Source organism: Modestobacter sp. KNN46-3, from assembly GCF_011039295.1.
This window is the reverse complement of the sequence record NZ_JAAKGN010000262.1, coordinates 1-3435: the sequence shown is the minus strand read 5'-3', so window position 1 is coordinate 3435 and position 3435 is coordinate 1. Positions and strand designations below refer to the sequence as shown.

Here is a 3435-nt window from a genome sequence, read left to right as displayed (position 1 = left end):
CGCCAGCACCAGGAACGCTGCGAGCACCCGGTCGGTGCGCCAGTAGTTGCGCAGCCGCACGCCACGGCTCCAGCCGCGGCTGCGGTCGACGCTCAGCGCCCGCTGGGCGACCGCGGCCTCCTCCTCCGCGGTGAGCGGGCGGGAGTGTGCCGCCTGCCAGGCCTCGACCCGGGCCCATCCGGGAGCGACCCCGCAGCCCAGGGCCAGCAGCGCTGCGCCGCCGAGCAGGGGCAGCAGGGCGTCCGGTTCCAGCACGACCAGGCCGGCGGCGGCCGCTCCGGCGGCGAAGCCGGCGACGGTGACGGCGCCGAGGCAGAAGACCAGCCCGAACGCGACGATCAGGATCAGGTAGCCGGGCAGCAGCACGTCGTGCAGTGACCGGTCGGTGGCGAGCAGGACGACGGTCTCGACCCCGAGCACGAGCGCGCAGGTCAGCAGCACCCGGCGCATCGGCACCCGGGGCGGTCCGGCTGCGGTGGCCAGCCGCATCCGCGACTCGGCGTGGCTCTCCGCCTCGGCGGGTGAGGCGTCCGGGCGCAGGACGGCCAGCGGGTCGGCGGCGGTCATGCCCGGTCCTCCGGCGAGGTGTCCGGTGCGGGGGGTGGCACGGGGACGGTGTGCGGGTCCATCAGGCGGACGACGTGCCGTGCGGCCTGGGTCGTCGCCGTGACCTGCATCGTCGTCGTGGTCTGGGCCGGCGCGGGGCGCTCCGTGGCCGGGCCGTCGTCCATGCTCGGCACGTCCTCGACCTGCACGTGGCTGGACAGTCCGTGGTTCGTCTTCTCCCAGTAGAACGGGTTGACCAGGAGCTGCCACAGCGCCTTGTACGAGGCGATCGAGTGCAGCAGCCAGTAGAGCGGGGAGAGCAGCGCGAACGGCACCAGGCCGTACGTGCGCCGCTTGAAGCCGGCCAGCAGCGACAGGTAGATGATCACGCCGTTGCCGAACAGCAGGTTGGCGAGGCTGACCTGGACCAGCCACTCGGGCAGGGCAGGGGTGAGGGCCCCGGGCCACAGCAGCTCGACCGCCAGCATCGCGTAGAGCCACGGGGCGGCCAGGAACATCAGCGGGGTGCCGCCGATGAGCAGCGCGAAGCCGGCCGTCTGCCGCGGGCCGACGCTGCGCAGCAGTCGCCACGGGTGCCGGGTGTGTACCAGGACCGTCTGCATGTAGCCCTTGATCCAGCGGCTGCGCTGCCGGATCCAGTTGCCGACGGCCATGTTGGCCTCCTCGTACGTCGTCGAGTTGACGACGGCGACGCGGTGGCCGCGGGCGGAGGCGCGGATGCCGAGGTCGGCGTCCTCGGTGACGTTGTAGGGATCCCAGCCACCGAGGTCGCGCAGCATGTCGGTGCGGAAGTGGTTGCTGGTGCCGCCCAGCGGGATGGGCAGTCGCAGCTTGTCCAGCCCGGCCAGGGTGTAGTCGAACCAGGAGGAGTACTCCAGGGTGAACATGCGGGTGAGCAGGTTCTCCCGGGCGTTGAAGTAGTTCAGCGCGGCCTGCACACAGACCAGGTCGTCCCCGCCCTTGCGGAAGGCGATGAGCGACTTCTTCAGCTGGTCGGCGTCGGGGCGGTCCTCGGCGTCGTAGATGACCACGTACTCGCCGCGGGCGAAGGCCAGCCCGACGTTGCAGGCGCGCGGCTTGGTCTTCGGCAGCGAGTGCGGGACGACGACGATGCGGACGATGTCCGGCGGTGCGGCGGCCAGTGCGGCGGTGAGCGTCTCCGGGTCGTCTTCCTCCAGCAGGAGCAGGATCTCCAGCTTCTCCCGGGGCCAGTCCAGGTCGGCCAGGTTTCGCATCAGCAGCCCGACGATCCCGGCCTCCTTGTAGACCGGGACCAGGATCGTGTAGACGGGCAGCTCGGCGTCCTGCAGCGCGGCGACCTCGGCGGCGGTGACCTGCTCGACGGTCTCCCAGGCGGTGCCCACCGTGCTGATCAGGGCCTTGGTGCCGACGGCGAGGGCGACGGCGGCGTTCACCGTGCCGACCAGCACCAGCATGGTCAGCGAGGGGTCGAGCACCAGCCCGGTCACGGTGGCGATGAGCAGGGCGAGCGCGGCGGCGACCTGCGGCCAGACGAACACCGTGGACGCCGACTCGTCGGGCCGGCGTTCGGCCAGCGCGCTGACCGCGTCGTGCACCAGCTCGTCCCGCCACACGGTGCGCAGTGCCCGCTGCACGTCCCAGTCGGTGGTGACCACCTGGCGCACCCGCGGGATGCCGGTGCGCTGCACGACCACCTCGGCGATGTGCGCCGACGGGCGGCCGGCGGTGGCGACGACGACCTGGGGCAGGCCGTCGCCGTCCTCCTCGATGCGCAGTGGCACCCAGGTCTCGCGGGCGAGCATCGCGGCGGGGAAGCGCCGGGCCAGCTCCTCGTCGACGTCGACCGGGTCGACGAACGCCAGGTCGGCGCCCCAGACCGCGGCCAGACCGACGTAGAGCTCGCGCCGGGTCACCCAGCCCTTGGCCAGGACGACGGAGCCCAGCGGTGCGCCCACCCGCTCGTGCTGGGCCAGGGCCTCGGCCAGCTGCTCCTCGGTGAGCACGCCCTGCTCGACCAGGACGGCGCCGAGCCGCTGGGGCGCGGCGTGCCGGCCACCGGCACGGCTCGATGCCGGGCTGGGAGTGGCGCCACGGGGCGCGGAGACCGTCACCCCGTGGTGGTCGGCACCTGCGCCGTCCAGCTGTGCCCGGCCGGGGGAGGGGTCACCCGGTCGGGTGAGCCGGCGACCCGGCACGCCGACGCCTGCGGGTCACCAGGATTGCTCGGCCAGCACGGCATCGCCCCGTCCGACCAGGGCGAACGGGTGCGCGGCCCGCTCGGTGGCCCAGGCGTCCTGCCAGCCGCTCCCCTCGGTGTCGCCGTGGTAGAGGCCCACGGGGGAGTGCTCGACGTCGTCGAGTGGTCTCGAGGGCGGTTCGACCGGCTCGGTGGCCGACCGGAAGGCGAGGTCGAGGTGTGCACCCGAGTCGCCGCTGTGGTCCCACAGCCGCACCCCGATGACGTCGCTGGCCGGTCGCCCGTACGTCCGCAGGTGGTCCGGGGTGACCCCGGTGCCCCACGGGTTGCCGGCCAGGAACCAGTCCGCGCCGCCCCAGCCCACGGCGAGCATCCGTTCCTCGAACAGCTCGAGCCCGTCGACCCCGCCGAGCGCCTCCGCCGGGGCGGCGTCCAGCACGAACCCCATCGAGATCGAGACGTCGCAGGTCGAACGGTGGGTGTCGTGGGTCTTCCAGTCGTCCGTACCGGCGGAGCAGCGGGTGTCCACCCGGGTGCCGAGCGGCCCGCCCGCACCGAGCTGGTCGGCGGCCACCGTCATGCCCTCGGTGACCCGGGCGACGATGCGCTCGCGGTCGCCGGCGAGCGGCTCCTCGGTGGGGTCCAGCAGCTCGGGGTCACCGCACCCGGTCAGCAGGGCCAGCACCGCC

The 3435-nt window shown here is 73.5% G+C and carries 3 protein-coding genes; all 3 read right to left on the bottom strand.

All coding sequences use genetic code 11. The features are described 5' to 3' along the window. The coding region (locus G5C62_RS26155) for a hypothetical protein (protein WP_164703294.1) at nucleotides 1–567 on the bottom strand (567 nt) is incomplete at its 3' end. Then, complete coding sequence (locus tag G5C62_RS26150; RefSeq protein WP_206330877.1) at nucleotides 564–2744, bottom strand: glycosyltransferase; 2181 nt, start codon at nucleotides 2742–2744, stop codon at nucleotides 564–566. The genes G5C62_RS26155 and G5C62_RS26150, both read right to left, overlap by 4 nt. Before the next feature lie 15 nt (nucleotides 2745–2759). Further along, nucleotides 2760–3435 (bottom strand): hypothetical protein (locus G5C62_RS26145; protein ID WP_164703293.1); only part of this gene is annotated, 676 nt, incomplete at its 5' end.